General features: G+C 63.6%; 21 protein-coding genes. 10 read left to right on the top strand and 11 right to left on the bottom strand.

Features of this window, described 5'->3' with window-relative positions; genetic code table 11:
• Positions 1-74: 74 nt before the first annotated feature.
• Positions 75-1,076 carry an Ldh family oxidoreductase gene (locus FJW03_RS26610; protein ID WP_140764927.1) on the top strand — a complete coding sequence of 334 codons (1,002 nt, stop codon included), beginning with the start codon at positions 75-77 and terminating at the stop codon, positions 1,074-1,076.
• A gap of 351 nt (positions 1,077-1,427) precedes the next feature.
• The gene (locus FJW03_RS26605) at positions 1,428-2,405 is read left to right on the top strand and encodes a complex I NDUFA9 subunit family protein (protein ID WP_140764930.1); all 978 of its coding nucleotides are present in this window, start codon (positions 1,428-1,430) and stop codon (positions 2,403-2,405) included.
• Between the two features lie 34 nt (positions 2,406-2,439).
• Here FJW03_RS26605 and FJW03_RS26600 read toward each other — a convergent pair whose 3' ends face one another.
• Positions 2,440-3,813 (bottom strand): cytochrome P450, encoded by a 1,374-nt coding sequence (locus FJW03_RS26600; protein ID WP_140764932.1) that lies wholly within the window; start codon positions 3,811-3,813, stop codon positions 2,440-2,442.
• Between the two features lie 213 nt (positions 3,814-4,026).
• On the opposite strand from FJW03_RS26600, the gene FJW03_RS26595 reads away from it, so the two are divergent.
• The 3 genes from FJW03_RS26595 (at position 4,027) to FJW03_RS26585 (ending at position 8,455) form a co-directional block, all read left to right on the top strand.
• Positions 4,027-4,596 (top strand): NADPH-dependent FMN reductase, encoded by a 570-nt coding sequence (locus tag FJW03_RS26595; protein WP_140764947.1) that lies wholly within the window; start codon positions 4,027-4,029, stop codon positions 4,594-4,596.
• 253 nt (positions 4,597-4,849) lie between these two features.
• Positions 4,850-7,321, top strand: a complete 2,472-nt coding sequence (gene gyrB, locus FJW03_RS26590; protein ID WP_140695308.1) for a DNA topoisomerase (ATP-hydrolyzing) subunit B — start codon at positions 4,850-4,852, stop codon at positions 7,319-7,321.
• Positions 7,322-7,546: 225 nt separating this feature from the next.
• Positions 7,547-8,455, top strand: coding sequence for a hypothetical protein (locus FJW03_RS26585; RefSeq protein ID WP_140764949.1), 909 nt, complete (start codon positions 7,547-7,549; stop codon positions 8,453-8,455).
• Between the two features lie 91 nt (positions 8,456-8,546).
• Here the strand turns inward: FJW03_RS26585 and FJW03_RS26580 are convergent, their stop codons facing one another.
• The 4 genes from FJW03_RS26580 to FJW03_RS26565 all read right to left on the bottom strand — a co-directional run bounded on the left by FJW03_RS26580 (position 8,547) and on the right by FJW03_RS26565 (position 11,965).
• Positions 8,547-9,944, bottom strand: coding sequence for an NAD(P)(+) transhydrogenase (Re/Si-specific) subunit beta (locus tag FJW03_RS26580; RefSeq protein ID WP_140695314.1), 1,398 nt, complete (start codon positions 9,942-9,944; stop codon positions 8,547-8,549).
• A 1-nt stretch (position 9,945) separates the two neighbouring features.
• Positions 9,946-10,371 carry a proton-translocating transhydrogenase family protein gene (locus tag FJW03_RS26575; RefSeq protein ID WP_140764952.1) on the bottom strand — a complete coding sequence of 142 codons (426 nt, stop codon included), beginning with the start codon at positions 10,369-10,371 and terminating at the stop codon, positions 9,946-9,948.
• A complete protein-coding gene (locus FJW03_RS26570; protein ID WP_140695317.1) occupies positions 10,371-11,654 on the bottom strand; it encodes a Re/Si-specific NAD(P)(+) transhydrogenase subunit alpha in 1,284 nt (427 codons plus the stop codon). Before FJW03_RS26570 ends, FJW03_RS26575 begins: the two co-directional genes overlap by 1 nt.
• A gap of 86 nt (positions 11,655-11,740) precedes the next feature.
• Positions 11,741-11,965: an aa3-type cytochrome c oxidase subunit IV gene (locus FJW03_RS26565; protein ID WP_140606760.1), complete on the bottom strand. Its 225-nt coding sequence runs from the start codon at positions 11,963-11,965 to the stop codon at positions 11,741-11,743.
• A 263-nt stretch (positions 11,966-12,228) separates the two neighbouring features.
• On the opposite strand from FJW03_RS26565, the gene FJW03_RS26560 reads away from it, so the two are divergent.
• Complete coding sequence (locus tag FJW03_RS26560) at positions 12,229-13,044, top strand: alpha/beta fold hydrolase (RefSeq protein ID WP_140764955.1); 816 nt, start codon at positions 12,229-12,231, stop codon at positions 13,042-13,044.
• A 9-nt stretch (positions 13,045-13,053) separates the two neighbouring features.
• Here FJW03_RS26560 and FJW03_RS26555 read toward each other — a convergent pair whose 3' ends face one another.
• The 6 genes from FJW03_RS26555 to FJW03_RS26530 all read right to left on the bottom strand — a co-directional run bounded on the left by FJW03_RS26555 (position 13,054) and on the right by FJW03_RS26530 (position 21,519).
• Positions 13,054-13,203, bottom strand: coding sequence for a DUF3096 domain-containing protein (locus FJW03_RS26555; protein WP_140606758.1), 150 nt, complete (start codon positions 13,201-13,203; stop codon positions 13,054-13,056).
• Positions 13,204-13,360: 157 nt separating this feature from the next.
• The gene (locus FJW03_RS26550; RefSeq protein ID WP_140695319.1) at positions 13,361-14,131 is read right to left on the bottom strand and encodes an N-acyl amino acid synthase FeeM domain-containing protein; all 771 of its coding nucleotides are present in this window, start codon (positions 14,129-14,131) and stop codon (positions 13,361-13,363) included.
• A gap of 146 nt (positions 14,132-14,277) precedes the next feature.
• Positions 14,278-16,593 carry a putative bifunctional diguanylate cyclase/phosphodiesterase gene (locus FJW03_RS26545; protein ID WP_140606756.1) on the bottom strand — a complete coding sequence of 772 codons (2,316 nt, stop codon included), beginning with the start codon at positions 16,591-16,593 and terminating at the stop codon, positions 14,278-14,280.
• A gap of 91 nt (positions 16,594-16,684) precedes the next feature.
• Positions 16,685-20,164, bottom strand: a complete 3,480-nt coding sequence (locus FJW03_RS26540; protein ID WP_140764958.1) for an indolepyruvate ferredoxin oxidoreductase family protein — start codon at positions 20,162-20,164, stop codon at positions 16,685-16,687.
• Positions 20,165-20,381: 217 nt separating this feature from the next.
• Positions 20,382-20,915 (bottom strand): hypothetical protein, encoded by a 534-nt coding sequence (locus tag FJW03_RS26535; RefSeq protein ID WP_140764961.1) that lies wholly within the window; start codon positions 20,913-20,915, stop codon positions 20,382-20,384.
• Positions 20,908-21,519 (bottom strand): CGNR zinc finger domain-containing protein, encoded by a 612-nt coding sequence (locus tag FJW03_RS26530; protein WP_140764963.1) that lies wholly within the window; start codon positions 21,517-21,519, stop codon positions 20,908-20,910. Before FJW03_RS26530 ends, FJW03_RS26535 begins: the two co-directional genes overlap by 8 nt.
• A gap of 207 nt (positions 21,520-21,726) precedes the next feature.
• Here FJW03_RS26530 and FJW03_RS26525 point away from each other — a divergent pair, with 207 nt between their 5' ends.
• From FJW03_RS26525 to FJW03_RS26510, 4 genes are all read left to right on the top strand, one after another.
• The gene (locus tag FJW03_RS26525) at positions 21,727-22,632 is read left to right on the top strand and encodes a branched-chain amino acid ABC transporter permease (protein ID WP_140764966.1); all 906 of its coding nucleotides are present in this window, start codon (positions 21,727-21,729) and stop codon (positions 22,630-22,632) included.
• Between the two features lie 179 nt (positions 22,633-22,811).
• Positions 22,812-23,414, top strand: coding sequence for a TRAP transporter small permease subunit (locus FJW03_RS26520; protein WP_140606751.1), 603 nt, complete (start codon positions 22,812-22,814; stop codon positions 23,412-23,414).
• Positions 23,411-25,204 (top strand): TRAP transporter large permease, encoded by a 1,794-nt coding sequence (locus FJW03_RS26515; RefSeq protein ID WP_181165461.1) that lies wholly within the window; start codon positions 23,411-23,413, stop codon positions 25,202-25,204. Before FJW03_RS26520 ends, FJW03_RS26515 begins: the two co-directional genes overlap by 4 nt.
• Before the next feature lie 13 nt (positions 25,205-25,217).
• Entirely contained in the window at positions 25,218-26,246 is a 1,029-nt protein-coding gene (locus FJW03_RS26510; RefSeq protein WP_140764969.1) for a zinc-dependent alcohol dehydrogenase family protein, read from the top strand.
• The last annotated feature ends 171 nt before the right edge of the window (positions 26,247-26,417 follow it).

Genomic DNA, 26,417 nt, shown 5'->3' with positions numbered 1-26,417 from the left:
TAGTCAGGAGTGGCAGCTGGCCACTCCTATCCTTATCACCACTGACTACTCACCACTCACCAGAGGCAACGACGATGCAACTCAGTCTCGACCAGGCAACAGGATTGTGCCGGATGGCGGCGCTCGGCGCCGGCGCCAACGAAGAAGCCGCGCAATCGCTCGCGGCGTCCATCGTCGCTGCCGAGGCGGAAGGACTTGCAAGCGTCGGCCTGACGCATTTCATCGATTATCTCGAAGCGATCGAGGCCGGCCGCATCGACGGCAATGCCGATCCGGTCATCACCAGGCCGGCGCTGGCCGTTTATCTCTCCGACGCGCGTGGCGGATTGGCGCATACGGGCTTCGACCGCACGATCGACGATCTTGCCAAGGCGGCACGACTGTTCGGTGTCGCCATCTTTTCGCAGAAGAACGCCTATACATGCGGCGCGCTCGGCTACTTCACCGGCCGCCTGGCCGCACAGGGACTGGTATCGTTCGCGGCCACCAACGGCCCGGCCGTGCTTGCTGGTTCGGGTTCGGTCAAGCCGGTCTATTGCACCAATCCGATGTCGTTTGCCGCGCCCGCGGCCGATGGCGCGCCGCTGGTCATCGACCAATCGTCGAGCGCCACCGCGTTCGTCAACATCCGCAAGGCGGCCGAGGACGGCAAGAAGATTCCCGAAGGCTGGGCGCTGGACGCCAGCGGTAACCCGACCACCGATCCAGCCGCCGCCATGAAGGGCGCCATGCTGGCCTTCGGCGGCCAGCGCGGCGCCAATATCGCGCTGATGGTCGAAGTGCTGGCGGCAGGCCTGTCGGGCGCCAACTGGTCGCTCGACGCGCCATGGTTCAGCGGCGGCCCGGACAGTCCCGGAACCGGCCTGTTCGTGCTTGCCGTCGAGCCGAAGCTGCTCGATCCGGATTTTGAACAGCGGATGAAGGATCAGCTCGACCGTCTTCGCCGCCGCTACGGCGTGCACGTGCCGGGGCGGGCCCGGGCCGAGGCGGCCGAGAAGGCGCAGGCACGCGGTATCACCGCGCCCAAGGCGGTGATACAGCGCATTTCCGAATTCGCCGAGCGCTACTCGGCCTGAAATCGACGAATTTCCGCGCGTCGGTGAACCTTCCTATCCGTTGTGACGACAGATGTCTGTCCGGGTCGGGTTTGCCCGGCCGGTGCCTTCAGGTCGAATGTCTCCAGGGCTGGGGCCGGCGTGCTTGCTTCACGCCGTCTTGATGCCGTCTCAGGTCAGGCCGCCTCGTTGGACCCTGTTTTCGGCGCGAACGTCACCCGGAAAACCTCGCCTCGGCGGGGTTTTCTGCGTTCCTGGAATTGCTCGAAAGACAAGGGGGACAGCGACGACGCGTCGCCCTTTGCCTTTGGCGCAAAACGGACTATGAAACGGCTTCAGCCAAGCCATCTGGAAAGTGCGCCGGAGCCCGCCATGACAGAAATCCTGCAGACCCCAAAGCTCGTCGTCGTCTTCGGCGGGTCAGGTTTTGTCGGCCGCCATGTCGTGCGGGCGCTGGCCAAGCGCGGCTATCGTATCCGGGTCGCCTGCCGGCGGCCCGATCTTGCCGGCCACCTGCAGCCGCTCGGCAATGTCGGCCAGATCCAGCCGGTGCAGGCCAATGTGCGCGTGCGCTGGTCGGTCGACCGCGCCGTGCAAGGTGCCGACCATGTCGTCAACCTCGTCGCCATCCTGCATGAAAGCGGCCGCCAGAAATTCTCCGCCGTGCATGAGTTCGGCGCCCGCGCCATTGCCGAGGCCGCGCGCTCCGTCGGCGCCGGGTTCACCCATATTTCGGCGCTTGGCGCCGATGCGAACTCCGAATCGAACTACGCGCGCACCAAGGCACTTGGCGAGAAGGCCGTGCTGGAGACGATCAACGACGCCGTGATCTTCCGGCCGTCGATCAATTTCGGGCCGGAAGACAGTTTCTTCAACCGCTTTGCCGGCATGGCGCGCTATTCGCCGGTGCTGCCGCTGATCGGCGGCGGCCGGACCAAGTTCCAGCCGGTCTATGTCGGCGACGTCGCCGAAGCGGTGGCGCGCTCGGTCGACGGCAAGGTCGATGGTGGCCATATCTACGAGCTTGGCGGGCCCAATGTGCTCACCTTCAAGGAATGCATGCAGGAGCTGCTCACCGTGATCGAGCGCAGACGCCTGCTGATGCCCGTGCCGTGGTGGGTGGCCAACATCCAGGCTTCGATCCTCGGTCTCTTGCCCAATCCGCTGCTGACCAAGGACCAGGTGATGCAGTTGCGCGAGCACAACGTCGTTTCGGAAGCCGCGGTCAAGGCCAACCGGACGTTGGTGGGGCTTGGCATCCAGCCGCAATCGATCGCGACGATCCTGCCGAGTTATCTCTGGCGCTTCCGCGCCGCCGGCCAGTTCCAGCAACGCAGGCCCGCCGTATAATTCCGGAGAGGTCCTACCTCTCAATGACGGCCTCTCAATGACGGCGAGGCGTGACCTGCATCGGCAGCCCGCCTTGCGGTTGCGTCGTCAGCTTCTGCACCGGCCAGGGCTTGGTCTCGGCCGTGGTATCGAAGCGGAAGCGTGACAAGAGGATGGCGAGCGCGATGATCGCCTCCTGCATGGCGAAACTGGCGCCGATGCAGACGCGCGGCCCCGCGCCAAACGGCAGATACTGGAAGCGATCGATCTTTTCACGGTTTCCCGGGTGGAAGCGCTCGGGCAGGAAGGCATCGGGCCGGTCCCAAAGCTTCCTGTGACGATGGACGACCCAGGGCATGACCAGCACGGCCGCATGTCTGGGGATGTAAAGATCCTTCCACATCTCCGGAACGATCGGCTCGCGGTTGATGGAGGGCGCCGGCGGATAGAGCCTGAGCGCCTCGTCGAAGGCGGCGCGTGTCAACGGCATGGCATCGAGCCACTTCGTCGGATCGGATTCGCGCGCCAGCACCTGGTCGATCTCCTGCTCGACCCGGTCGCGTTCCCATGGCGATTCGGCGAGGCAATAAAGCGTCCAGCCAAGCGCGCGCGCGGTCGTCTCATGGCCGGCGCCGATGAAGGTGATGATGTTGTCCTCGACTTCCGAGCGCGTCAGCCCCTCCGGGCCCTCGGCCTTGAGCAGCAGAGTCAGGAAATCCTGCGGCGCGGCATCGGGATCGCGCCTGACCTTCTCTTCGCGCATCTTGACCGTATCGGTGACGATCTTGCGGAAATAGGCCATGGTCTTGCGGCCGCGGATGCGGGTCAGCCGAGGCAGCCAGTCGGGCGCGCGCAGCAGATCGAGGGGGTCGACGCGTCCCATGGTCTCGAACAGGCGATCGATCTCATTGGCAAAACTGCCCGGCTCGCCTGATATCTCGCCGGAGAACAGCGTCTCGGCCAGGATGTCATAGGTGAGCAGCGTCATGTCATGGGCGACATCGGACGTGCCGCCCGCTTCGTAGCGCGTGACGAACTCCAGCGTGCGCTTGAGCATCGGCTGAGCGAAGCCGAAGATGTGGCGTGGCGTGAACACGGGCGCCATCGCCTTGCGCGACCGCCTCCAGACCTCGCCCTCGGCGGTCAGCAGGCCATCACGCAGGATCGGCCGCAGGATCTTCTGGCGCACCGTGGCCATCCTGTAGTTCTTGGCATTGTCGACCAGCACGTGGCGGATGAGACCGGGATCGTTGGCAATGACCAGCGGTCCGCCGACGCCGTTCACCGAAATCCACGGTTCGTTGTAGGTCGGCTCGCCCCACAGTTCGAGCGGATTGCGGTAGACGATGCGGATCATCTCCAGCGTCGAAGGCGGCGACGTGCGCGGCTTCGGCGCGGGAGGAACGAAGGGGGCCGGCTGAGTGTCCATGAAAGGGCTCCGCTATCGCCGTTAATGTAGTGACTGGCAATCCGGGCGTCCATGTGACTGAACGGTGGACCGAACCACGACGGCAGGAGACGCGAAGCCAGACTGTCCATTCATCCGATCGTGACCATTCCGGCAACGGTCTGACCTTGTCCGCCTGAACGCTCTGCCGTAGGGACAGTCACCAACAGATACCACCAAGCTAAGGAGCCCGCCTTGAAGCACCAGTTGAACATCGTCATCGGCAGCACGCGACCCGGTCGCGCCGGCCCGGTTTTTGCCGAGTGGCTGGAGGCATTCGCGCGCGAGCACGGGAAATTCGCGCCGGTTCTGACCGACATTGCCGCGTTCAAATTGCCGGTGCTGGATGAGCCGCATCATCCGAGGCTTGGCAACTACCAGAACGACCACACCAAGGCCTGGTCGAAGGCGATCGACGCCGCCGACGCCTTTGTCTTCGTGGCGCCGGAATACAATTATTTCGCGGCACCCGCGATCGTCAACGCGATCGACTACCTGGCGCGTGAATGGAAATACAAGCCTGCCGCCATTTTCAGCTATGGCGGCGTCTCCGGCGGCCTGCGCGCGGCGCAGGCCCTGAAGCCGCTGCTGACGTCGGTGGGCATCATGCCCATCCCGGAAGGCGTCGCGCTGCCGATGTACCAGAAACTGCTTGATGAGAACGGCGCCTTCAAAGCCAGCGAACAGGTGGCCGACGGTACCAGGACGATGCTGGACGAGCTGCTGCGCTGGAGCGAGGCGTTGAAACCGATGCGCGCCGGCTGACCTGACGCTGGATCCCGACCGGGCCGGGCGGCGTGCGCCGCGCTACAAGTTCACCATCACGTTTCTCAGGGACCGTGTGGCCAGGCAAATAGAGCCCGGCGGGAGCCGGTCCCGCACGGCCGGCCCATCCCCGGGGAAATGCCCGCAAACCTTGGAAAAACCGCCTTTAGCGCCTATATCTAGGCTATATCAGACGCGCGATTCGGGGGCAGTTTTTCCCGTTGCATTAGCGGCCTCTAGACAACAGGTTTTCATGAGCGACCAGACTGAGAACGCCAACGGCGCTGCAGCCGAATATGGCGCCGATTCCATCAAGGTTTTGAAGGGCTTGGACGCCGTCCGCAAACGTCCCGGCATGTATATTGGCGACACCGACGACGGTTCGGGCCTGCACCACATGGTTTATGAGGTGGTGGACAACGCCATCGACGAGGCGCTGGCCGGCCATGCCGACCTGGTTTCGGTAACGCTCAATCCCGACGGTTCGGTCACCGTCATTGACAATGGCCGTGGCATTCCCACCGATATCCACCCCAGCGAGGGCATTTCGGCGGCCGAAGTGATCATGACACAGTTGCATGCCGGCGGTAAATTCGACCAGAATTCCTACAAGGTGTCGGGCGGCCTGCACGGCGTCGGCGTCTCGGTGGTCAACGCGCTGTCGGCCTGGCTGAAGCTCAGAATCCGCCGCAACGGCCAGATCTATGAGATGAGCTTCACACATGGCAATGCCGACGCGCCGCTGAAGGCGACCGGCAGCTACGAACAGGACAAGCGCCCTGGCACCAATGAGGGCCGCAGCGGCAGCGAGATCACGTTCTTTCCGTCGGCCGAGACCTTCACGATGGTCGAGTTCGACTTCGGCACGCTGGAGCATCGGCTGCGCGAGCTCGCCTTCCTCAATTCGGGCGTGCGCATCGTTCTGACCGATGCCCGCCATGCCGACATCGTGCGCCATGAACTGCATTATGATGGTGGCCTTGAGGAATTCGTCAAATATCTCGACCGGGTCAAGAAACCGCTGATCGAGAAGCCGATCGCCATCCGGGCCGAGCGCGACGGCATCACCGTCGAAGTGGCGATGTGGTGGAACGACAGCTACCACGAGAATGTGCTGGCCTTCACCAACAACATCCCGCAGCGCGACGGCGGCACCCATCTGGCCGGCTTTCGCGGCGCGCTGACCCGTCAGATCACCGGTTATGGCGAATCCTCGGGCCTGACCAAGAAGGAAAAGGTCTCGCTGATCGGCGACGATTGCCGCGAAGGCTTGACGGCCGTGCTGTCGGTCAAGGTTCCCGATCCGAAATTCTCCTCGCAGACCAAGGACAAGCTGGTTTCCTCGGAAGTCCGCCCAGTGGTCGAAGGACTGGTCAACGAGGCGCTGGGCACCTGGCTGGAGGAGCATCCGACCGAAGGCAAGGTGGTGGTCGAGAAGGTGATCCAGGCCGCGGCGGCGCGCGAAGCCGCGCGCAAGGCCCGCGACATCACCCGCAAAACCTCGCTGGGCGTCACCTCCCTGCCCGGCAAGCTGGCCGACTGCCAGGAGCGCGACCCGGCAAAATCGGAAATCTTCATCGTCGAGGGTGACTCGGCCGGCGGCTCGGCCAAGGGCGGCCGCTCGCGCCAGAACCAGGCCATCCTGCCCCTGCGCGGCAAGATCCTCAACGTCGAGCGCGCGCGCTTCGATCGGATGCTGAGCTCCGACATGATCGGCACGCTGATCACCGCGCTCGGTACCTCGATCGGCAAGGACGAGTTCAACGCCGACAAGCTGCGCTACCACAAGATCATCCTGATGACCGACGCCGACGTCGACGGCGCCCATATCAGAACCTTGCTGCTCACCTTCTTCTTCCGGCAGATGCCGGAGCTGATCGAGCGCGGCCATCTCTACATCGCCCAACCGCCGCTCTACAAAGTGACGCGCGGCAAGAGCTCGCAATACATCAAGAATGAGAGCGCCTTCGAGGAATTCCTGATCGATTCAGGCCTGGAGGAGGCCTCGCTTACGCTCGGCTCGGCCGAGGTGCGGACCGGGCAGGATCTGCACGGTGCCGTCGACGACGCGCTGGCAGTGCGCCAGCTCATCAACGGCCTGCACACGCGCTACAACCGCAACGTCGTCGAGCAGGCGGCGATCGCCGGCGGCCTCAACCCCGAAATCTTCAATGACCTTGCCCGCGCCAACGCCATGGCGGAGCGGATCGCACAACGTCTCGACATCATCGCCGAGGACACGGAGCGCGGCTGGACCGGCCGCATGTCGACCTCCAATGAGGGCAGCGGCGGCTATGTGTTCGAACGCACGGTGCGCAGCGTCAAGGAATACGCCCATCTCGACATGGCGCTGATCAATTCGGCCGACGCCCGCCAGCTCGACCGCTACGCGCAGCGTCTCAGCGAAGTCTATGGGACGCCGCCGGTGCTGCGCCGCAAGGATGTCGCCGAAACCGTTTCGGGGCCGCTGGCGCTGCTCAACGCGGTCTTTGCGACAGGCCGCAAGGGACTGACCATGCAGCGCTACAAGGGTCTCGGCGAGATGAATGCCGAGCAGCTCTGGGAGACCACGCTGGACCCGAATGTTCGCTCGCTGCTGCAGGTCAAGGTCAGCGATGCGACGGACGCCGACAGCCTGTTCTCGCGCCTGATGGGCGATGAAGTCGAGCCTAGACGTGAATTCATCCAGGACAACGCGCTGTCGGTGGCAAATCTGGATATCTAGAATCCATCCTTTTAAGATCGGCGCACCAGGTGCGCCGATCTTCTCTCGGACGCCAACCAAACATTTCATAAGCCACTGGAACGGAAGACCATCCGGGACATTGTGACACCATCGATCACGATTTCTCAGGAGGCATTCATGGGTCGCGGCATTCTGCTCTGGTTGCTTGGGGTCCCTATCCCGATCATCATCCTTATCATGCTGTTCGCGCGATAGGGGGCCGTCATGCAGTCCACCCTGTCGGCTGTCGATGTTCCCGTTTCAACCGAATCCTCCGCCTCGGCGATCAGCTGGGGTCCGATCATCGCCGGTGCTTTCGCGGCATCGACGTTGAGCTTCATGTTGATGCTGCTCGGCTCCGGGCTGGGGCTGACCATGGTTTCGCCCTGGTCTGGCTCAGGCGCCTCGATCACCACTTTCGCGGTCTCGAGCGCAATCTGGCTGGTCGTGGTGCAATGGCTGTCATCGGGTGTCGGCGGCTATCTCGCGGGACGGATGCGCACCAGATGGGTCGATATCCACACGGACGAGGTGTTCTTTCGTGACACCGCACACGGATTCCTGTCCTGGGCACTGGCAACGCTGCTCGTCGTCGGGGTGCTCGGCTCGGCGCTGACATCGATACTGGGCTCGGGCGTGCAGGCAGCGTCGACGGTGGTATCGGGTGCCGCGATGGGTGCATCGGCCGGCAATGCCGGCTCGGCATCCGCTGACAATGCGACCTCCTATTTCGTGGATTCGCTGTTCCGCCCGGCCGATCCGAGCAAGCTCGCCGCCGCCAATCCACAGAACGACGCGGCCGCCGCATCGCAGGCGTCGCGCATCCTGATCGCCAGCGCCGCGGCGGGCGAAATTTCGGCCGACGACAAGACCTACCTGTCGCAGCTGGTCGCGGCCCGCACCGGCCTGTCCGAGGCCGACGCCAAGGCAAGGGTCGATGCGATCCTGGCGAAGGCCCAGGACGCCAAGGTCAAGGCCAAGCAGGCGGCGGACACCGCCAGGAAGGCAAGTGCCACCTTCGCGCTTCTGGGAGCGTTGTCGCTGGTTGTCGGCGCCTTCATCGCCAGCGCTGCGGCGGCTTTGGGCGGCAGGCAGCGCGACGAAGAGGAAGCGGTTTTCCTGACCAGCCGCTGAGCATCCATTCTTAACCCAGACAAGAGAAAAGCCCGGCGTCGAGCCGGGCTTTTTCTTGGATATGGTTGTGGCTCTCGCCGTTCGCCTGAGATCAGTGATCCATGGCCTTGACGATCTCTTCTGTCATCTTCTTGGCGTCGCCGAGCAGCATCATGGTGCCGTCCTTGTAGAACAGCGTGTTGTCGATGCCGGCATAGCCGGAGCCGAGCGAGCGCTTGACGAACAGACAGGTGCGCGCCTTGTCGACATCAAGGATCGGCATGCCGTAGATGGGCGACGACTTGTCGTCGCGCGCGGACGGGTTGGTGACGTCGTTGGCGCCGATGACATAGGCGACGTCAGCCTGCGCGAATTCGGAGTTGATATCCTCCAATTCGAACACCTCGTCGTAAGGCACGTTGGCCTCGGCGAGCAGCACGTTCATGTGGCCGGGCATGCGGCCGGCGACCGGGTGGATGGCGTATTTGACGTCGACGCCATTGGCCTTGAGCTTGTCGGCCATTTCACGCAGCGCGTGCTGCGCCTGTGCGACCGCCATGCCGTAGCCGGGCACGATGATCACCTTCTGCGCGTTCATCATCAGGTAGGCGGCGTCGTCGGCCGAACCCTGCTTGACCGTGCGCTCGATGCCGTCGTCAGCTGCCGCCGCCGTCTCGCCGCCGAAGCCGCCGAGGATGACCGAGATAAAGGACCGGTTCATGCCCTTGCACATGATGTAGGACAGGATCGCGCCGGACGAACCGACCAGCGCACCGGTGATGATCAGCGCCAGATTGCCCAGCGTAAAGCCGAGCGCCGCAGCGGCCCAGCCCGAGTAAGAATTCAGCATCGACACGACGACGGGCATGTCGGCGCCGCCGATCGGGATGATCAGCAGCACGCCCAGTACCAGCGAGGCGGCGACGATCAGCCAGAAGACCAGCTTCGATTCCGTGGTGACCAGAAGCACGATCAGCACGATCAGCGCAACGCCGAGTGCGGCGTTGATGAAATGGCGGCCGCCGATCATGATCGGTTTGCCGGACATGCGGCCATCGAGCTTGAGGAAGGCGATGACCGAGCCCGTGAAGGTGATGGCGCCGATAGCCACACCCAGGCTCATCTCGACCAGCGCCTGGGCATGGATATCGCCCGCCGTGCCGATGCCGAAGCTTTCCGGTGCATAGATCGCCGCGGCCGCCACCATGACGGCGGCGAGGCCGACGAGCGAGTGGAAGGCGGCGACCAGCTGCGGCATCGAGGTCATGGCGATGCGGCGCGCGGTAACGGCGCCGACACCGCCGCCGATGGCAAGGCCGAGCACGATGAGGCCAAAGCGGCCGGCGGAAGGGGTTGCCAGCGCCAGCGTGGTGGCGATGGCGATGCCCATGCCGATCATGCCGTAGAGGTTGCCCTGGCGGCTGGTGGTCGGGTGCGACAAGCCGCGCAGCGCCAGAATGAACAGGATGCCTGAGACCAGATAGAGGAAGGAAGCGAGATTGACGGTCACGTCACTTGTCCTTCTTCTTGTACATGGCCAGCATGCGCTGGGTGACGAGGAAGCCGCCGAAGATGTTGACCGAGACCAGCATCAGCGCGACGAAGCCGAAACCGGCGGCAACGCCGGAAGCGGCGATGCCGACAGCAAGCAGCGCGCCGACGACGATGACCGACGAGATGGCGTTGGTGACAGCCATCAGCGGCGTGTGCAGCGCCGGCGTCACCGACCAGACGACGTAGTAGCCGACGAAGATCGCCAGCACGAAGATGGCGAAGCGGAAGACGAAGGGGTCGATGGCGCCGCCGGAGAGTGCGTGCGCGGCATTACCCGCCGCATCGGCGCCGCCTGGAGCGTTTGCCAGGTTCTGCATCGCCAGTCGGACGGCAGCACTTGCCTGGTCGAGCTGGTCGAGGGCTTTTTGCAGGGTCTGATCCATCACGCTGTGCCTTTCGACTTGGGCGACTTGGACGCGGGCGACTTGGACGCGGTGGTTTTCCCGGGTGCGGACTTTTTCGGCGATGCCGAAGCGTCGGCGACCATGGTCGTGGCGGGGATCGCGGCCGGCTCGACATAAGGCTGCTGGTCGGCCTTGGCGAAGGCCGGATGGACCACCTTGCCGCCGTCGGTCAGCATCGTTGCCTTGACCAGTTCATCGTCGCGTTTGATGGCGAGCGTCTTGCTCGTCTTGTCGACAAGCGTCTCGAGGAAGGCGAACAGGTTCCTGGCATAGAGCAGCGAGGCGGAGGCGGCGACGCGGCCGGGCACATTGAGGTGGCCGACGATCTTGACCCCGTTGGCCGTGGTCACCACCTTGCCGGCTTCGGCGCCCTCGACATTGCCGCCGCGCTCGACGGCGAGATCGACGAGCACCGAGCCCGGCTTCATCGAGGCTACCATCGCCGCCGACACCAGCTTGGGCGCCGGCCGGCCGGGGATAAGCGCGGTGGTGATGACGATGTCCTGCTTGGCGATGTGCTCGGCGGTGAGCGCGGCCTGCTTGGCCTGGTATTCCTTGGACATTTCCTTGGCATAGCCGCCGGCGGTTTCGGCGGCCTTGAACTCGTCGTCCTCGACGGCCAGGAATTTTGCGCCGAGCGATGCGACCTGTTCCTTGGCGGCGGGGCGCACGTCGGTGGCGGTGACGACCGCACCGAGGCGGCGCGCGGTGGCGATCGCCTGCAGGCCGGCGACGCCGACGCCCATGATGAAGACTTTCGCCGCCGGCACCGTGCCTGCCGCCGTCATCATCATCGGCAAGGCGCGATCATATTCCGAGGCGCCGTCGATCACCGCCTGGTAGCCGGCAAGATTGGCCTGCGAGGACAAAACGTCCATCGATTGCGCCCGGGTGATGCGCGGCATGAACTCCATCGAGAAGGCGGTGACGCCGGCCCTGGCCAGGGCGGCGACAGCGGCATCATTGCCGTAGGGATCCATGATGGCGATGACGGCGGAGCCGGATTTGTAGCTCTTCAGCTCGGCATCCGTCGGCCGGCGAACCTTCAGCACGACATCGGCCCTGGCGACATCCTCGGCCTTGCCGACGCCAGCCCCTGCCTTGGCAAACTCTTCGTCGGGGATGCGCGACCTGGTACCGGCGCCGGTTTCGACAATCACATCGAAGCCCAGCCCCGCCAGCCGTTTCACCGTATCGGGCGAGGCCGCGACACGCGGCTCGTTCGCATCGAGCTCACGAGGGATGAAAACCGTCTGTCCCACCGCATGATCCTTTCGGCTGGAACCTGTCTGCGCAAACTGTCGGCCGGAGCGTCCGGCGACGTCAAGGCAAGAGGGTTTTGGAAAGTCTACCGCAGAATGAAGGCGCCGACGGCCATGATCAGGATGAACAGGATGGTCGCCGAGAAGAAGCCGCCCGCGAAGAAGCCGAAAGCCATCGCGATGAGAAGGCCAAGGCAGAAAAGCGATCCGTATTTGGCCAGCATGAGAAAGCCCGCATAGGTGCGGTCATGCTCGGCATAGTCCATCTTCGCGCCCAGCTCTACAGGACCGGTCGGCGTATGATCAGCCATAGGAATACCCCTTCGAAGACATCTTTCAGGCACATAGCGAAAAGCCGGGCGGAGAGCAATGGCGCTATTGCCGCATTGGGGCCGATAACTGCCTCAAGGGAAAGTTGAAGATTGCCGGCCGGTCCCTTGCCTGGGCGCTCTGCCGTCACCGGCCATCGGCATCATGTGTGAATCCCGTTGAACCAGCTGTGAGAATTTGGCGGTTTTTGACAGCGTCGCGAGGGATTATCGTCGCCGGATGAACACTCCCTGGTTGAAGCGCCATGATCACCCCCAGACAGACATTTGACTGGAACGGCGCGACCATCGCGTGGGGGACTGCCGGCTGTGGTCCTCCGATCGTGCTCATGCATGGTACGCCGTTCTCCTCGCATGTCTGGCATCGCGTCGCACCGGAACTGGCGCGCGACCATACGCTGTATTTCTATGATCTTCCCGGATATGGGCGATCCGAGAAACGGGAAGGCCAGGATGTTTCGCTGGGCATCCAGAACAAGGCGCTGACGGCGATGCTGGCCTTCTGGAGGCTCGACCGGCCCAAAATCGTCGCCCATGATTTCGGCGGCGCCACGGCGTTGCGCGCACATCTGATCGACGGCTGCGACTATGACAGATTGCTGCTGATCGATCCGGTGGCGGTGCGGCCCTGGGGCTCGCCCTTTGTCCAGCATGTCCGGCAGCATGAGGCTGCCTTCGCCGGAGCGCCGGACTACATACAGGTGGCGATCCTGAAAGCGTATGTTTTGGGCGCCGCGGCCAGGCCTTTGTCGGACCTTGACCTGGAACCCTACATGGCACCGTGGAGAGGCCCGATTGGCCAGCCGGCCTTCTATCGTCAGATCGCGCAGATGGACCAGCGCTTCACCGACGAGGTCGAACCGCTTTACCAGAACGTCCGCTGCCCGGTGAGCTTGCTGTGGGGAGAGGAAGACCACTGGATATCACCGGACAGCGGCGCGAAACTCGCGGCCATGCTGCCGGATTGCACCTTGACGCTTGTTCCAGGTTCCGGCCATCTCATGCAGGAAGACGCACCAGAGGCGATCATCGGCGCAGCCCTGCGCTTCTTCGCCGGCTGACAGCTTGCTTCAGCTGGCAAGGTGCGGGAAGAGCCCGAGCAGTCCAACGACGATCAGGTAGAGCGCGACGATGTAGTTCAACAGCCGTGGCATGATGAGGATCAGCACGCCGGCGATCAGCGAGATAAGCGGCGTGAGCGCGAGCTGGGAAATATGCATGTCCTGGTCCTTTCCTGAGGCGATGGCCACCAACTTGCGGTGGTGCCGCCACCTACAACGCTATCAGGCCCGGAAAGCTCCATCGTGATCCACGCTGGCCAAAAAGCGGCCCGGCCGAGCCGCCGGCATGCGGGAGGCAAGCGGCCTGAAGACCGCGTCAGGCTGCTTCGAAATACTTGGCGGTGGGCAAGATGGTGAGCGGCGCCAATTCGCCTCTCTTGGGACGTTGGAACAGCATGCGTTGCTCGAATGCAGTGGAGTTGAAGAATGGAAAGCGGTCCAGCGTCGCCTGCATGTTCTCGGAGCATTTCGACTGGAACAGATGCACGGGCACGGTAAGTCCGGGATAATTTCGCGGAGGCACCGCCTGCTCCGATCGGAAGATGCGATGATAGAAGGCGGAATGCTCTTCCTTGATCGCCGTCAGGCAATAGGTCGGCTTGAAATGGCTGCAGGCAACCACCGCCAGCCTCAGGGTGACATACGGCAGCACGCGCAGACTGCTAGACCACTCAAGATCGGCGGCGAACCGGCTTGGGTCGACGAAAGTCTCGCCAGCCGCCAGGCGCCGCGCCAGCACATCGCCGAAGACATCGGTGCTGGGTGAGACAGGACATCTTGCGCTGGCGTAGTGGATTCTGATGGTGCTGACGAGTGCGCCATCGAAGAAAACGCCAAAGCGATAGGAATTGGGCAGGTCGTCGAAGTCGTCTTTCACCATGCGGGAGGCATCCGGCTTCACCATGCCGGCGTGAATATAGGAGTTGTAGCGAAGCCTGTAGATCGCCTCAAGATCCTCGGCGCCATCGCAAAGGCGATACTCCACATGCTCCAGCACATCCATGATGTGATCTGAGAAGACCGAGGGGCGATTCTTGTCCCTGCCCGTAGCCGCCGCAACGGGTTTATCCAACAACTTGTTTTCCATTTTGTCCTCGCACTGCCGCACAACGACAATAGCGAAGCACAGTGGAAACCAGAAGCAAAATTCCGAGCGTTTTCGTTTACCCTAAATTAACGTTAACAAATGGTAAATTGCACATACGGGGAGAAGCAGGGCTCGATGGCTGGATTTCAGGTGGCGGCGCGCTTTGCAGCCGGCTGCAATTCCGCAGCGAAGGGCCAGGTCGCATTGGACATGGCTTCGATGCCCGACGCGCTGAGCGCCGCGCCGAACAGGAAGCCTTGGACAAGATCCGGCTTCACCGAATGCAGCAGGATCTTGAGCTGCTCGAACGTCTCCACGCCTTCGATGGTGACGGTGAGACCCAGGATACGGGTCAGGTTGACGACGCCCTTCAACAGCTCGAGCGACCGTGGATTCTGGGTGACGTCCATCACGAACGACCGGTCGATCTTGATCTTGTCGAGCGGCAGCTTGTGGAGGTAGCTCAGGCTTGAATAGCCGGTGCCGAAATCGTCGAGGGCGATGCGCACGCCGAGGTGTTTCAGTTCCTCGATATATTGGCGCGTCAGGGACTTGTCGTCGAGCAGGGCGGTTTCGGTGACTTCGATCTCGAGCCGGCCGGCGGCGAGCCCGGAAGAGTCAAGCGCATCGCGCACCTTGCGGATGATGTCGCCGTTGCGGAAATCCCTGGCGGAAAGATTGACCGAGACGCTGGTCTGGTCGGGCCACTTGGCGCATTCGGCGCAGGCCGCCTGGAGTACGAAGGTGCTGATCTCGGAGATGATGCCCATCTCCTCGGCCAGCGGAATGAAGACGCTAGGCGAAATCGGCCCGAGATCGGGATGGTCCCAGCGGCACAGCGCCTCGCAGCTGGCGATGCGCATGGTGTTCATCGCCACGATCGGCTGGTAGACGACCCGCAGGCCCTTGCCTTCCACGGCGGTGCGCAAATCCGCCTTCATCAGCTGACGGTTGCGGAACGCGGCATCCATGGCGGCCTCGAACAGTCGCCAGCCGTTCTTGCCGAGCTCCTTGGCCTTGTAAAGCGCCAGGTCCGCCTTGACGATCATGGCGTCGACATCGGTTTCATCGACTTTGGACAGCACCGCGCCGGCACTGGCCTGGATCCGCAACCCATGACCCGCGACGTCGACCTCACCCTGCAGGTCGGCGAAAATCTGGTCGAGCAGGCTGGCCAGGTGGCTTTCGTCCTCGATGCGGTCGAAGAACATCATGAATTCGTCACCACCGAAACGGCTGACGGTAATGCCGCGCCCGGCGATGGCCGCGAGCCGCTCGGCGACGGCATAGATCAGGCCATCGCCGACGGGATGGCCGAGGGTGTCGTTGACGCTCTTGAAATCGTCAAGGTCGACCACGGCCAGGCCGCACAGGCGATCACGCTCGCCGGAAGCCATCGATTCGCCGACCAGCTCATGGAAATAGGCGCGGTTTGGCAGGCCGGTGAGGTTGTCGTAGCGCGCCATGAAACGGATCTTGTCCTCCGCCTCGACACGCGCCGTGACGTCTTCAAAAGTGATGACCCCCAATTCCTGGTTGCCTTCGCGGGCAGAGAATTCAAAGTGCTGACCGTTGGAAAAGGAAACCAGCACCTTGCGGTCGCGGCCCTCGCGCAGCGCACGCGTCAGCTGCGCCTCGACGTAGCGGCAGTCCTTCGGCGCCAGCATGCCGCCGGCAACGCCGCGCAGCAGCAGTGAATGAATCGACCGTCCCAGCAGTTGGTCCGGCGATTTGAGCGACATCAGACGGGCAGCCTCGGCATTGCCGACGACCACCTTGCCGTCGGGCCCGAGCATGACCAGGCCATGCGACATGGTGTTGAGGGCGCGGTTGAAGCGCTGCGCGATCTGCCTCGCCTGCTTGTGCCCTACGACGGCCGAAAACAGCACGTTGCGGACATGGTCGGCGCTGCCCTTGATGATGAACATGAAGGGGATGATCAGCAGGCCAAGCACGACGTAGGGGATGTCGAACCTGAGAATGAGTGCAGCGGCGATCGGCCCGACGAAGGTGACCGCGAAGATCATGACCATGCGAGGCGAGCCGTAATTTCGGCCGACCACAGTCACCAGGGAGGCAAGCGTTACCGAAAGCGCCCCGATCTCGGCATAGGAGTCAGAGTAGACATAGATGGAAATGAAGCAAAAGAACCCCAGCAACAGCCCTTGAAGGCTGCCCTTCAGGATGTATTCGCGCTCCCACTTCGTTGCATCGGCGGCGTCGCGCATCTCGCCGCCCGAGCGATGGAACCGCCGCAGGCTGAAGTAGCGCCAGACGCCGATGCCGAGCAGCGCGCCGGCCAGAGCCAGGAAAATAGGCTGGCCGTTGCGCCAGTAGACCATGAGGCTGATTACAGCGTGGCAAAGCGCGCCGATGACCAGCATATGCGCGTTGTCGAACAACGAGCGCACAAACTGGATATAAACATCCACTGGGATGTTATCGGTTTTTGTTTTGCCCATTACTGGCGCCCAATGAGCCCCAGCCTTGGCATAGTCCCATTAAAAAACCTTTAGCCTGGGCTGAAACGCCTGATTTTAGGCGCTTTTTGGATCATTCGGCGGCCTGAAGCTCGGGCCTTGCCGGCGCCGCCGCCAAGCGTTCGAGCAGCCTTTGACGCTCGCCTGCGGCCCTTTCGGCACTGGCTTGCCGGACATGGCCGTAGCCACGGATGAGCGCGGGGACCGAAACGAGGGCGACCGCCGCCTCGGCCTTGCCCGGCGCCAGCGACCTGGCGACCAATTCCAGGTCGGCCTCATATTGAGCCAGCAATTGCCGTTCCATGCGCCGTTCGCCGGTGTACCCGAACGGGTCGAAAGCGGTGCCACGCAGCCCCTTCATCGCCGCAAGCAGGCGAAAACCCTTCATCATCCACGGGCCGAAGCTCGATTTCCTCGGTTTGCCGTCATTGCCGCGCCGTCCCATGATGGGTGGCGCGAGATGGAATTCGAGTTTCTCGTAGCTCTGGAACTGCTTTCCAAGCTCGGCGGCGAAGGAGCCGTCGGTATAGAGCCGCGCCACCTCGTATTCGTCCTTGATCGCCATCAGCTTGAACAGACTTTTGGCGGCCGCCGCGGTCACAACGGTCGAACCCGGTATGGCCTTCGTTTCGGCCGCCCGCAGTGCCGAAATCCTGTCGGCATAACGCTTGCCGTAGGCGGCGTTCTGATACCCGGTCAGGAAGGTGACACGGCGGGCAATGATCTCGTCCAGCGTCTCGGCAATCGCAGCTGCCTGCGTCACCTTGCCGGGCTTGGTGATGAGACCGCGCACAAAATCCGGCTGGTGTGCGGCGCGGCGGCCCCAGCGGAAGGCGGCGATGTTCATCGCCACCGCTTCGCCGTTCAATTCGATAGCCTTTTCAATGGCTTCCGCCGACAACGGCAGGCCGCCATGCTGAAAGGCAAAGCCAAGCATGAACATGTTGGCGCCGAGCGAATTGCCGAATAGGGTGGTGGCGGTGCGGGTGGCGTCGAAGAAATGCGCCTTCTCGTCGCCGGCGGCGGCACGGATCGCCTTCTTCAGCCGTTCGACAGGCAAGGAGAAATCGGCCGACCGGGCAAACTCGCCAGGCATGATCTCGGCGGTGTTGGCGAGGAAGATCGTATGTCCCTCGCGGACAGCGGTCAGCACTTTCTTGGCGCCCGACACGACGAGGTCGCAGCCAAGCACGAGATCGGCCTTGCCGGCGGAGACGCGGATGGCATGGATGTCGTCCGGCGTGCGGGCGATGCGGACATGGGTGAACACCGAGCCACCCTTCTGGGCGAGGCCGGCCATGTCGATCATGCCGCAGCCCTTGTCCTCGAGATGGGCGGCCATGCCGAGCACGGCACCCACGGTGACGACGCCGGTGCCGCCGACACCGTCGATGATCGCCGCCCAGCCCTCCGCGCCCAGCGGGAATTCGGCGGGCATGGGCACGCCGTCGAGCGGATCGGTCTTGCCGGCCAATCCTTCAGCCTTGCGGATCTTGGCGCCGTGCACGGTGACGAAGGACGGGCAGAAGCCGTTGACGCAAGAGAAATCCTTGTTGCAGCTCGACTGGTCGATCTTGCGCTTGCGGCCGAATTCGGTCTCGACCGGCTGGATGGAGACGCAGTTCGACTGCACGCCGCAATCGCCGCAGCCCTCGCAGACCAGCTCGTTGATGAAGACGCGCTTGTCAGGATCAGGAAAGGTGCCGCGCTTGCGGCGGCGGCGTTTTTCGGCGGCACAGGTCTGGTCGTAGAGCAGGATCGAAACGCCCTTGACGTCGCGCAGCTCGCGCTGGACGAGATCGAGGTCGTCGCGGTGGTGAATTGTGGCACCAGCCGGGAATTCGGCCTTGCCGCCATATTTGTCGGGCTCGTCGGTGACGATGGCGATGCGGTCGACGCCTTCGGCCCGTACCTGCCTGGCGATCATGTCCACCGTCAGGCCGCCCTCATGCGGCTGGCCGCCGGTCATGGCGACAGCGTCGTTATAGAGGATCTTGTAGGTGATGTTGGCTTCGCTCGACAGTGCAAAGCGGATCGCCAGCGTACCGGAATGGTTGTAGGTGCCGTCGCCGAGGTTCTGGAAGATGTGGTCACGCTTGGAGAACGGTGCCTGACCGACCCATTGCGCGCCCTCTCCGCCCATGGCCGTGAAGCCCAGGGTGTTGCGGTCCATCCACAGCGCCATGAAATGGCAGCCGATGCCGGCGGCGGCGATCGAGCCGTCCGGCACCTTGGTCGAGGAATTGTGCGGACAGCCGGAACAGAAGAAGGGCGTGCGCGAACCGATATCGCTGGCGTCCGCCAGCATCGCCTGGAACTGTCGCAGCTTCGCCACCCGCGCCGAGATCTCTTCAGACGCACCGATGGTTTTGACGATCCTCTCGCCAAGGGCAATCGCGATCTCGTTGGGGTCGAGCGCGCCCTTGGCCGGGAACAGCCAGTCGCCGCGCTCGTCTTTCTTGCCGACGATAACCGGCTGCGAGGCGGTGCCGTAGAGGCCTTCGCGAAGTTGCACCTCGATCAGCGAGCGCTTCTCCTCGACGACGATGATGGTGTCGAGGCCGCGTGCAAACTCCGCAATATGATGCAGGTCCAGCGGCCAGGGGCAGCCGACCTTGAACAGCCGCACGCCGATGCGGTTGGCGGCCGCCTCGTCGATTCCGATATCCTCCAGCGCCTGGCGGACATCGAGATAGCTCTTGCCCAGCGTGATGATGCCGAGCTTCGGGTTGCGGCCACCCGAATAGACGATGCGGTTCAACCCGTTGGCATGGATGAAGGCGGAGGCGGCTGCGCGCTTGTATTCGTGCAGCCGCTCCTCCTGGCCGAGCATGTCGATTTCGTGGCGGATGTTGAGGCCGCCCGGCGGCATGTCGAACTCCGGCACGACGATGTTCAACCGCTCGAGCGAAGCATCGACAGAGGCCGTCGATTCGATGTTGTCCTTGACGCATTTGATCGCCGCCCAGGTGCCGGCGAAACGCGACATGGCAAAGCCATAGAGGCCGTAATCGATGATCTCCTGGACCCCAGCCGGATTGAGGATCGGCACCATGGCGTCGACGAACAGGAATTCGGTGGCATGCGCATTGGTCGAGGATTCGGCCATATGGTCGTCGCCCATGAGCGCGAGCACGCCGCCATGCTTCGACGAACCAGCGAGATTGGCGTGGCGGAACACGTCGCCTGAACGATCGACGCCCGGCCCCTTGCCGTACCAGACCGAAAAGACACCATCATGGGTGCCCTCGCCCAGCAATTCCGTCTGCTGCGATCCCCAGCACGCGGTGGCGGCAAGCTCTTCGTTGAGGCCGGGCTGGAAGACGATATCGGCCCCGGCAAGTTGCTTCTTCGCCTTCCACAGCTGCATGTCGAGGCCGCCGAGCGGCGAACCGCGATAGCCGGAAACGAAACCGGCGGTGTTGAGACCAGCGCGGCGGTCGCGCTCACGCTGCATCAGGAGCAAGCGGATGACCGCCTGCGCGCCGGACAGGAAGATGCGCTCCTTCCCGAGGTCGAACTTGTCGTCGAGCGCGACATCATGCAGCGTCATCAGGCATTTCCTCTGCGAAGGCCGCGCGGGGCAGCAGCCAACGTCGGGATCGGATGACGCATCCTTTCTCCCCTTGCAAGGCAGGTCAAACAAAATCGAAGAGGCCAGGCAACGCGCAACAAACGGTCCGCCAGGCGCTGGGCCGCGCACGAAACCCCGCCCTGGCAAGGCCACGGCGCACGAAAATTTCAGATAAAATCGATGTCGTCAGAGGATATCAGCCGGCTTTCGAGCAATCCGGCTTCGGCTCACCCGGCAGTTTGCCGTCGGGATGGCCGGCAAGGTCGGGATTGGCCGTATAGAGCTGGTCGATGACCAGCGGCCGGTCGGGCAGGATCGACTGGTCTTCCGTCGACATCAGCGTGGTGTCGATCTTCTGCAGGACCGTCCCGTCGGCACTCCTGATGGTGATGGCGATGGCATAGGGCTTGTTCTTGACGATGCAGGTCAGCGCCGGGCTCTCCAGGCTGACCTTGTCGAGCTTCGGCCAGACCTTCTGCTCGACCACGAAAGGCGCGCCGCCGGCGGGATTCTGGAAGCTGGCAACCGCCACCTGCCCCTCGCCCATCGGCTGCAGGGGCCGCAGCGTCACCACATAGGTGGCCCTGGCGAGACGGTAGTTGAAGACGAATATCTTGCCGGAAACCTCGAACAGCTTACCCTCGCCGCCGGTGTCGCGACAGGCGCCGAGCGCAACGGCGGCAATCAGCATGGCGCCGGCACCGATCACACGTGAGAATCCTCTAGGCATCCTTGACCTCACTGGCCGCCATGCGGCGGCGGCGATAGTGACGACTTGCCTTCTGGCGGTTGCCGCACACCGCCATGTCGCACCAGAGGCGGCTGGAATTGCGGCTTCTGTCGACGAACAGCCAGGTGCAGTTGGGACAAATCCTGAGCCTCGCGACCGTGTCGTCACGCAGCAGCGAAAGCGCTGAAACCGCCAGCGCCGCCTCGAAGGCGATCGGCGTCGCGGGATTCCCGAAGGGCCTTCCCGGCACACCGATCTCGGTGTGGCTGCCGGCCAGCCCCTCGGCACAGGCCTGCAGGAATTCGGGCAGGTCGGCCGTAGCGACCGCGCCCTTCGACACCGCGCCGCGAAACAGCCGGTCGGTCGCCTCGCGGATCGACAGCACGACGGGCGCGACTGCGACCGGCGAGGACACCGCCAGCCGCCTGCCGCCAAGCTCGGCGGCGCGAAAGCCGCTGGCCGCGTCGGCAAAGCGCGTGATTTCGGCGGGATCTTCGAAGCGATCGAAGGTGCGCCGCGGATCGCCACGCAGCACGACGGTGTTCGCCGTGTCGAGCGCGAGCAGGCCGCCCGTGAAGCGGTGTGGAGTCCAGGCAACTGTCATAGTCCAAAAATCTAACCGATAAATCGCATTTGACAAGTTAGATTCAGCGATGCAAACCTCTCCGGCGCGCATGGTATCGTCGTTTTTGTCTTGAGCACGTCGTCCAAAACCGCTTCGCACTTTTGGGCGACATGCGCCTGTCGTTAAGCATGTCGTTGTCCCAAAAACCGCTTCGCACTTTTGGGCGACATGCTTTGAGGGTTTTGCATGCTCTATTTCTTCCAGCAGGTGCTGAACGGGCTGCATTCAGGCGCGCTCTATGCATTGCTGGCCTTCGGCTACGTGCTGACCAACGGCATCCTGCACCGCACCAACCTCGCCTATGGCGCGCTGTTCGCCTTCTGTGGCCAGGCCATGATCCTGACCGTCGCCTTCGGCTACCAGGTGCTATGGCTGACGGTGTTGGCGTCGGTGCTGCTCGGCATCCTCGCCGCGTTCCTCTATGCCGCGCTCATCAGCCATGTGCTGTCGCGGAGCGTCTTCGAACCGTTGGCCGACCGCTCGCCCAATGCCATCGTGGTGACCACGCTCGGTATCCTGCTCGTCCTGTCTGAAGCGAGCCGCATCGCAGCCGACACGCATGATCTGTGGCTGCCGCCATTGTTGGCCCAGCCCATCGTTTTCGCCGAAGGCTCCGGCTTCAAAGCGACGCTGACGCTGATCCAGACGCTCGACTGCGCGGCGGTCCTGGCGGCGGTCGCACTCGCCACCTGGGCGTTTGCCCGCTCCAGCTTCGGACGATCCTGGCGCGCTGTCTCCGACGATCCAAGGGCTGCCGCCATGTGCGGCATCGACGTGCGCGGCGTATTCCGGCGCGCCGTCCTGTTTGGCGGTTTCTGCGCCGCGCTGGCCGGTGTCATGGCCAGTCTCTACTATGGCAATGTCGGCTTTGGCTCCGGCCTCGTCTATGGCCTGAAAATCCTCTTTGTGACAGCGGTCGGCGGTTATCTGTCGCCGCCACGGGCCGCGCTCGGCGCAGCCGTCTTCGGCATGGCCGAATCGCTATGGGCTGGCTATTTCCCGGTCGAATGGCGCGATCCCTGGATGTACCTGTTCCTGGTGACCATGCTGATCCTGGTCGGCGCCGGCCGGGACGCCGGCAAGGCCGTCTGATCCCATCAGACTTTGGTTGCATGACGGTCCGTCAGGCTACGGTTTTCCACCATGCCGTATGGATCGACATGGCGCATCCTCGCTCCTCGTGTTGACCAACCGGACCACGCACTGCATACCGTTGGTCCAGGGGGCGCGACGAAGGGGAATCGCGCGTCACCACCATCAGGGAGGAAGGCATGGCAGGGCTTCTTGCTCTATCCAGGACGATCGACCGTATCAACGAGTTCATCGGCCGGTGGATTTCATGGCTGATCCTGCTGGCGATCCTGGTCAGCGCCGCCAATGCCGTCATCCGCAAGGTGTTCGACACCTCGTCCAACGCCTGGCTGGAGCTGCAATGGTACCTGTTCGGCGCCGCCTTCATGCTGGCCGCCGCCTATACGCTGAAGCAGAACGAGCATATCCGCATCGACATCGTCTACGGCCTGTTCCCGCGGCGCGTACAGCACTGGATCGACCTCTTTGGCCACGTCTTCTTCCTGATGCCGTTCGTGACGCTGATGGTGTTCTATTTCGTGCCTTACGTATCTCTGTCGTTCCACAGCGGCGAAATGTCGACCAATGCCGGCGGGCTGATCGTCTGGCCGGCGAAAGCGATCCTGCTTGCCGGCTTCTTCCTACTGGCGCTGCAGGGCGTTTCCGAGATCATCAAGAAGATCGCCATCATGCGCGGGGCCATGGAGGATCCCAATCCCTTCATATCGGCGCATGAACAGGCGGAACTCGAAGCCAAGGCGCTCGTGGAAGAGACCAAGGCGCTTGGCGAGGTGCGCTCGTGATGGAGTTCATCGCCCAGAACATGGCCCCGATCATGTTCGCCTCGCTGATCCTGTTCATGCTGGTCGGCTATCCCGTTGCCTTTTCGCTCGCCGCAAATGGCCTGCTGTTCTTCTTCATCGGCGTGCTTTTGACGCCCTATTCGGGCGGTGCGATCAACCTCGCCTGGCCGCTGCTCTATGCGCTTCCGGACAATTTCTACGGCAGCCGGGTGATGTCGAACGACACGCTGCTGGCCATCCCGTTCTTCACCTTCATGGGCATCGTGCTCGAACGATCCGGCATGGCCGAGGACCTGCTCGACACGATCGGCCAGCTGTTCGGACCGATCCGGGGCGGCCTCGCCTACGCCGTGATCTTCGTCGGTGCGTTGCTGGCCGCGACCACCGGCGTGGTGGCGGCATCCGTCATCGCCATGGGGCTGATCTCGCTGCCGATCATGCTGCGCTATGGGTACGACCGCCGGGTAGCATCCGGTGTCATCGCGGCATCGGGCACGCTTGCCCAGATCATCCCGCCATCGCTGGTGCTGATCGTGCTCGCCGACCAGCTCGGCCGCTCGGTCGGCGACATGTATGCCGGCGCGCTGATCCCAGGCCTCGTGCTGACGGGCCTCTACACCAGCTACATCCTGGTCATGTCGATCATCCGGCCAAAGTCGATGCCGGCCCTGCCGCTCGAGGCACGGACACTCGGCCATGGTGTGGTGTCGCTGGCGGTCGCGCTGATGGCAGCCGTGGCGATCGCCTACGCGGCCTACCGCTATCTGGTACCCGCGCATGGCGACAACGCGGACATCCTCGGCGCGGCCATCGGCGTCATCTTCATCTACGTCGTCGCGGTCCTCGATCGCAGCATGAAGATCGGCATGATGTCGCGGCTGGCGCAGCAGGTCGTCATTGTGCTCATTCCGCCGCTTGCCCTGATCTTCCTGGTGCTCGGCACCATCTTCCTCGGCATCGCCACGCCGACGGAGGGCGGCGCCATGGGCGCGGTCGGAGCGCTGGCAATGGCAGCGGCCAAGGGCCGGCTGTCGCTGGACGTGATCAAGCAAGCGCTTGCCTCGACGACCCGGCTGTCATCCTTCGTGCTGTTCATCCTGATCGGGGCGCGCGTGTTCTCGCTCACCTTCTACGGTGTTAACGGCCAGATCTGGGTCGAACATCTGCTGACCTCGCTGCCGGGCGGCGAAGTCGGCTTTCTGATCGGCGTCAACATCCTGGTCTTCTTCCTCGCCTTCTTCCTCGATTTCTTCGAACTGGCCTTCATCATCGTGCCGCTGCTGGCGCCGGCAGCCGACAAGCTCGGCATCGATCTGATCTGGTTCGGCGTGCTTCTGGGCGTCAACATGCAGACCAGTTTCATGCATCCGCCGTTCGGCTTCGCGCTGTTCTACCTGCGCTCGGTGGCAGCGCGCGTGCCCTATCTCGACCGTCTCACGGGCAAGCAGATCGCGCCGGTGACGACCGGACAGATCTATTGGGGAGCCGTGCCGTTCGTCTGCATCCAGGTGATCATGATCGGACTGACCATTGCCTTCCCGCAAATGGTGATGCGCTACAAGGGCTCGGCGGTCGATCCGGGCGTGATCGACTACAAGGTACCTGAAGCGCCCGGCCTGTCGCCACTCGGCTCGCCGCCGGCGGGCGGCACGGCGCCAGCCAATGGCGGTACGGCGCCGGCCACGCCCGCGGCACCCGACTTGTCACAACCGCCGAGTTTCGGTGACACGCCGCCAGCCAAGCCGGCCGCTCCGGCGCCGGACCTTTCGCAGCCACCGAGCTTCAACTGATGGGGGAGACGCCATGAAAGCGGTTCGGCTGGAGGCGGTTGGCAGCATCTCGCTGCGCGAGATCGCCAAGCCCGTTCCGGGACCGGACGAGCTTCTGGTGCGGATCGAGGCCTGCGGCGTCTGCGGCACCGACAGGCATCTGTTTCATGGCGAATTTCCCTGCCGACCGCCTGTAACGCCCGGGCATGAATTTTCGGGCATCATCGAGGCGATCGGCCCTGCCGTCTCCGGTTTCGCCGTCGGCGACCGCGTCACCGGCGATCCCAACATCGCCTGCGGTCGATGCCCGCATTGCCATGCCGGCCGGGTCAATCTCTGCCGCAATCTCAACGCCATCGGTATCCACCGCGACGGCGGTTTCGCCGACTATGTCGTGCTGCCGCAGAAACAGGCCTTTGTCCTGCCCGCCGGTTTGCCGCCGACACATGGCGCGTTCTGCGAGCCGCTTGGCTGCTGCCTGCATGGCGTCGACCTTGCCGAGATCAAGCCGGGCAGTTCGGTGGTCGTGCTCGGCGGCGGCGTGATCGGCCTGCTCACCGTGCAACTGGCGCGGCTGGCAGGCGCCACGACGATCATCCTGTCGACAAGGCAGGCCTCGCGGCGCGCGCTTGCCGAGAGGCTCGGCGCAACGGCGACGGTCGATCCCGCCGCCGCCGATGTCATCGATGCCATTGCCGGGCCGACGGGGCTGATGCCGGGCGGCGCCGACGTGGTGTTCGAATGCGCCGGGGTGCGCGACACCGTGGAGCAGTCGATGCGGGTCGCGAGAGCCGGCGGCACGGTGGTTATCGTCGGCGTGGTGCCGCAAGGCATGAAGGTGGCCTTCGAACCCTTCGACCTGCTGTTTCGCGAATTGAAGGTCCTGGGCTCCTTCCTCAATCCCTACACCCACGGCCGCGCCGCCGAGCTTATCGCGTCTGGCACGATCGAGATCGACCAGTTGATCTCCAGGCAGGTCACCCTTGAAGAGGCCCCGGCGGTGATTGCCAATCCGCCCGCGCCGGGCGAAGTGAAGGTGCTGGTGGTGCCTTATCGAGGGTGAGGCGCTGATCGTTCGACGACGAGGCGCTGCACGTAGGAATTCGCCCTTTGCCCTACGTTGCGCCGCCCCTCATTCCCGTGCCGGGACCTTCTCCCCGTATAGCTAGCGTGCGCACACATCTGCTTCGGAGGGGTGTCAAGGGACGTATTGGCCGGGCGGCAGATGGGGCTT

This window comes from Mesorhizobium sp. B4-1-4 (assembly GCF_006439395.2).
GTDB lineage: Bacteria > Pseudomonadota > Alphaproteobacteria > Rhizobiales > Rhizobiaceae > Mesorhizobium.
The sequence above is the reverse complement of the archived record's forward strand: the minus strand, read 5'-3'. Positions and strand labels throughout refer to the sequence as shown.